At 73.6% G+C, this 6,661-nt stretch carries 8 protein-coding genes; 5 read left to right on the top strand and 3 right to left on the bottom strand.

All coding sequences use genetic code 11. The features are described 5' to 3' along the window. Positions 1-30 precede the first annotated feature (30 nt). Positions 31-1,011 (top strand): helix-turn-helix transcriptional regulator, encoded by a 981-nt coding sequence (locus ACWFR1_RS29425; RefSeq protein ID WP_453556443.1) that lies wholly within the window; start codon positions 31-33, stop codon positions 1,009-1,011. A gap of 98 nt (positions 1,012-1,109) precedes the next feature. On the opposite strand, the gene ACWFR1_RS29420 is transcribed toward ACWFR1_RS29425, so the two are convergent. Next, entirely contained in the window at positions 1,110-2,039 is a 930-nt protein-coding gene (locus ACWFR1_RS29420) for an SDR family oxidoreductase (protein WP_453556426.1), read from the bottom strand. Positions 2,040-2,149: 110 nt separating this feature from the next. Between ACWFR1_RS29420 and ACWFR1_RS29415 the strand changes: the two genes are divergently transcribed. Beyond that, entirely contained in the window at positions 2,150-2,671 is a 522-nt protein-coding gene (locus ACWFR1_RS29415) for a DUF4240 domain-containing protein (protein WP_453556440.1), read from the top strand. A gap of 146 nt (positions 2,672-2,817) precedes the next feature. Here the strand turns inward: ACWFR1_RS29415 and ACWFR1_RS29410 are convergent, their stop codons facing one another. Continuing rightward, complete coding sequence (locus ACWFR1_RS29410) at positions 2,818-3,612, bottom strand: SDR family NAD(P)-dependent oxidoreductase (protein WP_453556424.1); 795 nt, start codon at positions 3,610-3,612, stop codon at positions 2,818-2,820. A gap of 119 nt (positions 3,613-3,731) precedes the next feature. Here ACWFR1_RS29410 and ACWFR1_RS29405 point away from each other — a divergent pair, with 119 nt between their 5' ends. After that, positions 3,732-4,370: a TetR/AcrR family transcriptional regulator gene (locus ACWFR1_RS29405; protein ID WP_453556422.1), complete on the top strand. Its 639-nt coding sequence runs from the start codon at positions 3,732-3,734 to the stop codon at positions 4,368-4,370. Between the two features lie 6 nt (positions 4,371-4,376). On the opposite strand, the gene ACWFR1_RS29400 is transcribed toward ACWFR1_RS29405, so the two are convergent. Next, positions 4,377-4,943: a GNAT family N-acetyltransferase gene (locus ACWFR1_RS29400; RefSeq protein WP_453556419.1), complete on the bottom strand. Its 567-nt coding sequence runs from the start codon at positions 4,941-4,943 to the stop codon at positions 4,377-4,379. Positions 4,944-4,989: 46 nt separating this feature from the next. On the opposite strand from ACWFR1_RS29400, the gene ACWFR1_RS29395 reads away from it, so the two are divergent. Then, positions 4,990-5,895, top strand: coding sequence for a TIGR01777 family oxidoreductase (locus ACWFR1_RS29395; protein WP_453556416.1), 906 nt, complete (start codon positions 4,990-4,992; stop codon positions 5,893-5,895). A 91-nt stretch (positions 5,896-5,986) separates the two neighbouring features. Beyond that, on the top strand, positions 5,987-6,589 hold the full coding sequence (locus ACWFR1_RS29390) for a DUF6461 domain-containing protein (protein WP_453556414.1): 603 nt from the start codon (positions 5,987-5,989) through the stop codon (positions 6,587-6,589). Positions 6,590-6,661: the final 72 nt, after the last annotated feature.

Here is a 6,661-nt window from a genome sequence, read left to right as displayed (position 1 = left end):
TTTTTTACCCGCGCGGGGCGGCCCCCCCCCCTGTTCCCACCCCGCGCCCCCCCCCGCCTCATCAAGTTGGTCCTGCTGCTCCAGTCCCGTCCGTCGATGACGGCGGCCGAGCTGGCCGCCGAGCTGGAGGTGTCGGAGCGGACCATCACCCGGGACGCGCTCGCCCTCTCCGAGGCGGGGGTCCCGGTGTACGCGGACCGGGGGCGGGCCGGCGGTTACCGGCTGGTCGGCGGCTACCGGACGCGGCTCACGGGGCTCGCGCGCGGCGAGGCGGAGGCGCTGTTCCTCTCCGGGCTGCCGGGCGCGCTGCGGGATCTGGGGCTCGCGGACGCGGCCTCGGCGGCCCGGCTGAAGGTGTCGGCGGCGCTGCTGCCCTCTCTGCGGGACGCCCCCGACGCGGTGGGCCGCCGCTTCCACCTGGACGCGCCCGGCTGGTACCAGGAGCCGGAGACCCCCGAGCTGCTCGCCCCGATCGCGGAGGCGGTCTGGGACGACCGCCGGCTCTCCGCCCGCTATCGGCGCGGGGACGGCGAGGAGGTGGAGCGGGAGCTGTGTCCGTACGGCCTCGTCCTGAAGGCCGGTGTCTGGTACGTGTGCGCGCGGGCGGACGCCTCCTTCCGTACGTACCGCGTGGACCGGTTCACGGCGGTGGCCGTGGGCGAGGAGCGGTTCGTCCGGGACGAGGACTTCGAGCTCGCGGCCTTCTGGGAGGAACGGGCGGCGGAGTTCGCCCGCTCCCTGCTGCGCGCGGAGGTCGTCCTGCGGCTCTCGGAGGCCGGCGCGCGGCGGCTGCCGTACGTCACGGACCGCGCGGCCGCCGAGGCGGCCCTCACGGCGGGCACGCGGGGTGCGGAGACCGGCCCGCTGACGGTGACGCTCCGGGTGGAGAGCGAGGAGGTCGCCTTCTCCCAGCTGCTCGGCCTGGGCGCGGAGGCGGAGGTCCTGGCCCCGGCCTCCCTCCGCACCCGCTTCGAGGAGGCGTCCCGCGCGCTCGCCGGGCTCTACCGGTAGGTCGATACCGGTAGGTCGATACCGGTAGTCGTCGATACCGGTAGTCGTCGTTACCGGTAGTCGTCGTTACCGGTAGTCGTCGTTACCGGTAGTCGTCGTTACCGGTAGTCGTTCACGTCCGGGTCGCCCGTCTCGTCCGCGAGCATGAAGCCCCAGGCGTCCGGCCGTGAGCCGTCCGCGTCCGTGAAGCCGTACTCCCTCGCCAACTGGCCGCTGGACAGCGACCGCCCGTTCCAGCGGCGCCGGTCGGGGTCGGCGGCGAGGGCGGCGACGGCCCTTCCCACGTACGCCGGGGACTCGGCGACGGCGAAGCCGGGGATCTTCTCGACGGCGTCGCGCCAGTTCTCCTCGGTGACGCCGAAGGCGGCGAGCATCTGCTCGGACCTGAGCCAGCCGGGGGTGAGGGCGACCGCCGTGCCGCCGTACTCCTCCAGCTCCCTGCCGAGGCCGAAGGCCATCCGGAGCGGGGCGTTCTTGGCGAGGTCGTAGAAGAGGTTCTCGCGGAACCGGGTGCCGTTGTACTCGGTGGTGCCGTCGGTGACCTCGACGACGAGCCCGCCGGGGTTCCGGATGAGCAGCGGCAGGGCCGTGTGCGAGGTGACGAGGTGCGTCCGCACCCCGAGTTCGAGCATCCTGAGGCCGCCGTCGAGGTCGTTCTCCCAGGTCTTCTTCCCGAAGACGAGGAGGTGCTCGCCGCCCCACACGTCGTTGACGAGGACGTCGAGCCGCCCCCGCTCCCGGTCGATCCGGTCGATCAGGGCCCGGACCTGGTCCTGCTCCAGATGGTCGGTCGGGACGGCGACCCCCTCGCCGCCGGCGGCCGTCACCAGTTCGGCGGTCTCCTCGATGGTCTCGGTGGCCCGGCCGACCTCGCTGACCTTCTCGCGGGTGGTACGCCCGGTGACGTACACCGTGGCTCCGGCGGCCCCCAGCTGGACGGCGATGCCCCGTCCGGCGCCCCGGGTGGCTCCCGCGACCAGGCAGACGCGTCCGTGCAGCGGCTTCTTCTCGTGTGTCTCCGTCGTCATGAGCACCAGACTGACAGGGAAGTACGACATCTTCTGTCTGGATTCATTTCCGGAATTCTTCGGGCATTCCGGGTGCGTCACGGTCGCCGAGACAGGATGCTGGTCCCGTGATGGACGAGACGGAGTTCTGGGAGATCATCGACAACACCCGCGAGGCCGCCGAGGGCGACCCCGAGGAACAGGCCGATCTGCTCGTGGAACGGCTGATCCGGCTCGATCCCGACTCCGTGCTCGACTACGCCCGCCATTTCGAGGCCCGCTACAACCGCGCGTACCTCTGGGACCTGTGGGGCGCGGCGGCCGTGCTCTTCGACGGTGCGGGTGACGAGACCTTCGACGCCTTCCGCTGCTGGCTCATCGGCCAGGGCCGGGAGATCTTCGAGGGGGCCGTGCACGACCCGGACGCGCTGGCGGAGCTGCTCGACGACTTCGACGCGGAGATCGACGGGGACGGCGAGGAGATCGGCTTCGCGGCGGACGAGGCGTACGAGCAGCTGACCGGCGCCGAGACCCCGGACCTGGGGATTCCGATGCCGGGCGGGGAGCCGCTGGGCGCGCCCTTCGACCTGGAGGACGACGACGTGCTCGCGGCCCGCTTCCCCCGGCTGTGGGAGCGCTTCGGGGCCGGGTAGGGCTTCGGGCCGCGAGGCGACGGAGGTACGGACCCGGGGGCCGTCCCGCCCCGGGTCCGTACCGGCTTCGCGGCCGGCCCGCCTGCCCTGCGGGAGCCTCTCGGCCGAGCCGGCGATGGCCGGCTTCATGGCGAGGCCCCCCGCGATCAGAAGTGCGTTCCGCCGTCGATGCGGACCTCGGTGCCGGTGATGAAGCGGCCGTCCTCGCTGGCGAGCATCGCGACGACGCCAGCGACGGTCTCGGGGCCGGCGAAGCCCTGGCCGAGGGCGGGGGCGAGCTTCATGAAGAGGGAGAAGTCGGCGTCCTCGGGGAGGCCGGGGCCGACGCTCTGGCGGCTGGCGCCGGTGCCGTCGGTCATGCCGGAGGAGATCGAGCCCGGCTGGACGGCGGTGAAGCGGATGCCCTGCTTGGCGTACTCGGCGGCGAGCGCGTGGGTCATGGACTGAATGCCGCCCTTGCTGGCCGCGTAGGCCGCCATGTAGGGGTGGGCGAACATCGCGGAGGTGGAGGAGAAGTTCACGACGGCGGCGCCGTTGCCCTCCAGGAGCACCGGTATCGACTCGCGGATCATGAGGAAGGTGCCGGTGAGGTTGATCCGGAGCACCTGCTCGAAGGAGTCGAGGCTCGTCTCGTGGGTGTGCGAGGAGCGCAGGATGCCGGCCGCGTTGACCAGGACGTCCAGGCCGCCGAGCGCCTCGACGGCGGCGGCGACGCCGGCCCGTACGGAGGCCTCGTCGGCGACGTTCACGACGACGGTGGTGAGCCGGTCGGCGGCGTCGCCCGCCTTGGCGACGGTGTCCTTGAGGCCGTCCTCGCTGATGTCGGCGGCGACGACCCGGCCGCCCTCGGCCAGCACGCGGAGCACGGTGGCCTGGCCGATGCCGGAGCCGCCGCCGGTGATGAGGGCGCGGCGTCCTTCGTAACGGGTCAGCTGGTTCATGGCGCAACCTCTCGAATGTCAAGCTTCCGTGGAACGCTGCCACCGTACGCCCAAGTGGCACGTTTTGCCATAGCTGCACGTCATGCACTTCGGGGGCTCCCGGGCGTACGCTTCGTACGGTGAGCACCAAGCCCCCCTCCCTGACGGAGCGCCGCAAGGCCGCGACCCAGCTGGACATCGCCCGCGCCGCCGCCGAGCTCTTCACCGAGCGCGGCCCCGACGGCACCACGGCCGAGGACATCGCCCAGCGGGCCGGGGTCGCCCTGCGCACCTTCTACCGGTACTTCCGCTCCAAGCAGGACGCCGTGGCACCGCTCCTCGCGGGCGGCGCCGACCGCTGGCGGGAGCAGCTCGCGGCGGCCGGTCCCGGGGCCGGGCTCCCCTCGGCCCTTGAGCGCTCGATCGCGGAGTCGCTGGCGGCGGAGGGCGAGGAGGCGGCCGAGGGGCTGCTCTGGACGCGCGGGCTCCTGCGGGCGTCCGCCGAGGACCCGGCGCTGCGCGCCGTCTGGTACCGGGTCAACCAGGAGTCCGAGGAGAGGCTGCGCGAGGTCCTCGCCGGGCTCGCGGGGCCGGAGGCCGACCCGCTGGAGATCCGGCTCGCCGCGGCGGCGGCCACGGACGCCATCCGGATCGCCCTGGAGGCCTGGGCGGAGTCGGACGCGCCGGTACGCGGCGAGGGCTCACCGGCCGCCCTCGCGGTCCGGTGCCTGCGCGAGCTGATGGGCGGGATGCGGCTCCTCGGGGAGACCCCCGCCTGAGGCGGCTCAGTCGACCAGCGAGCGGCCCATCAGGACGTCGTCCACGTACTCCCCGTCGATCAGGAGCTCCCCCGGCAGGACGCCCTCGACCGCGAAGCCCTCGGAGGCGTAGAGCGCGCGGGCCGGCGCGTTGTGTCCGAGGACCCGCAGGGTGATCCGGCGGGCGCCCTCCGCGCGGGCCCGCTCCGCGGCCGCCCGCAGCAGGGCCCGCGCCACGCCCCGGCCCCGGACGGACTCGGCGACCACGAGGCCCTGGATCTGACGGACATGGGCGGTGGCGGCCAGCGGGGTCGGCAGACCGAGCCGCACGTAGCCGACGACCCCGCCGCCGGTCCCGCCACCGGCCTCGCCACTGCTCTCGCCGCCGCCGTCGCCACCACCGCCGGCCACGTCTTCCACCACGGCCACGAGGTAGTCCTCGGGCAGGTGGCGGGCGTCGAAGAAGGGCTCGTACGGCTCCGTGGGAGCGGGCAGCACCGCGTGCAGGGGTGACCAGGCGGCCCGGTCGAGCGCGGCGAGGACGTCCTCGTCCCCGGGCACGGCCATACGTATGTACGTCTCCGGCACGTTCATGACGGCCACTGTGTCACGCACGGGACCGGGAGGGCAGGATGGGCCCATGCAGCCTTCCGTCACCCGCAAGCGCGTCGCCGTCACCGGCGCCTCCGGACTCATCGGCAAGGCCCTCGTCCGCTCCCTGCGCGCCGACGGCCACGACGTCCTCCGCCTCGTCAGGCGGCCCGCCGCGACCGCCGACGAGGTCGAGTGGGACCCGAAGCGGCTGTACGTGGACGCCGCGGGGCTCGTCGGGGTGGACGCCGTCGTGCATCTGGCGGGCGCCGGCGTCGGCGAGCGCCGCTGGACCGAGGCGTACAAGCGGGAGATCCGCGACAGCCGTGTCCTCGGCACGACGGCGATCGCCCAGGCCCTCGCCTCGCTCGCGGCACCGCCGGAGGTCCTGGTCTGCGGCACGGCGCTCGGCTGGTACGGGGACACCGGCAGCCGCGCGGTCGACGAGAGCGCGCCCGCCGGGACGGGATTCCTGCCCTCGGTGTGCGTGGAGTGGGAGGCGGCCGCGGCCCCCGCGGAGGAGGCGGGCATCCGCGTCGCCTACGCCCGCACCGGCCTGGTCGTGGCCCGCGAGGGCGGGGCGTGGGGGCGGCTCTTCCCGGTCTTCCGCGCCGGGATCGGCGGGCGGATGGGCGACGGCCGCCAGTACTGGAGCTTCATCTCGCTGCACGACGAGGTGGCGGCGCTGCGCCACATCGTCGACACCCCGTCCCTCTCCGGCCCGGTGAACCTGACGGCCCCCGAGCCCGTCACCAACCGCGAGGTGACCGCGGCGATGGGCCGCGTGCTGCGCCGCCCGACCCCCTTCCCGGTCCCGGCCGTCGCGCTCCGCGTGGCCCTCGGCGACTTCGCCGCCGACGTCCTGGGGAGCCAGCGCGTCCTGCCCGGCCGCCTGCTGGAGTCCGGCTTCGACTTCGCGTTCCCGACGATCGACGCGTCGATCCGCGCCGCCTGACTACCGCCCTTCCCTCCGGGTTGCGGATCAATTATCCGAAGGGGAAGTGCGCTTGACGCTCCCTCAGAACAAGCCGCCTCGCGATGTTTCCATGACAGGTCCGGTAGGAGATTTCTCCTGGGTCGCGGAACTGGAGGACGATGACGTCGTCCCCACCGTCTGCCTGGTGGAAGGTATCGACCCGGACGAGGTGATCCGGCGTATGGGCGGGGATCCGGCGGCGGCGAGGAACATGACGGTCCGCGAGACCGTCGACCTGGCCGCGGCCGGAGAGCGCGAATTCGTCGGCGTGGGACGCACGGCGGGATCGTCCTGCACGGCCGAGAGCATCGGACACGTCACGGCGGTGCCCGGTGTGGTGCGCGACCTGTCCCGGGGCGGCCGCGCGTTCAGTGTGAGGTTCGACGTGAACGGCGCCGACAGCGTGCACTACGCGGTCGACGGCGAGCTGGTGGTGTACGCGGAGCCGGACGGGGCGGTCGACGCCCTGCACCCCGGAGACCCGCGCTGGGACACCGCCTGGAACGAGGGGCTGCACGACGAGGAGGGCCGGTGGGGGCCGAACATCCTCGCCCTCGCGGAGCGGGTCATGGGAGCGCCCGTTCCTCCCTCTCTGTTCACCGAGGCCCTGCGCACGGTGGAACTTCCCTCCGCCGCCCGGTACGCGGGGACGTCCCACCGGGCCATCCCCTGAGCCGGAACCCCTGAGCCGGAACCCCCGGCCCACCGGCTCCTGCGCTCCCCCGTGCTGCGTGCACCCCGCCGC

This window comes from Streptomyces sp. NPDC055103, assembly GCF_053607625.1.
The sequence above is the reverse complement of the archived record's forward strand: the minus strand, read 5'-3'. Positions and strand labels throughout refer to the sequence as shown.